Origin of the sequence: Stenotrophomonas maltophilia group sp. RNC7 (genome assembly GCF_030910085.1) — a bacterium.
GTDB lineage: Bacteria > Pseudomonadota > Gammaproteobacteria > Xanthomonadales > Xanthomonadaceae > Stenotrophomonas > Stenotrophomonas sepilia.
On the sequence record NZ_JAVFVN010000958.1, the window covers coordinates 1 to 476 of the forward strand.

The following is a 476-nucleotide window of genomic DNA, read 5'->3' on the forward strand; positions in this document are numbered from 1 at the left end:
GAATATGAGGGAACATATCCTTTACCAGAAGCCCAGCTCGATCGTTTCTTATTGAAGCTAAAAATGGGATATCCTTCGCCAGAAGAAGAATTTGAAATTTTAAACCGGATGGAAAAAACAAATCCCCTCTCCCATTTACAAGCTATTACTACAATAGAAGAATTACTTTATTTGCAACAAAGCGTCCGGGAAATAAGCATGGACAAAGCCATTAAGCATTACATTGTAAAGCTTGTTAGTCAAACTCGGTCTTATAGTTCTATACAACTAGGTGCAAGTCCGCGTGGCTCGATTGCTTTAATGAAAGCTTCACAAGCTTATGCATTTATCCATGGCAGAAATTATGTTATTCCAGACGATGTTAAATTTTTAGCTCCTTACGTGTTGGCTCACAGACTCATTTTAAAAATGGAAGCAAAATTTGAAGGAATAACAGGAGAACAAGTTATCGCAAAAATCGTTGCACGAACTACCGT

1 pseudogene is annotated in these 476 nt (G+C 37.4%); it reads left to right on the forward strand.

Annotation, left to right across the window (positions count from 1 at the left end):
* A pseudogene (locus RCF13_RS25100) lies at positions 1-476 on the forward strand (MoxR family ATPase); the annotation flags it as partial.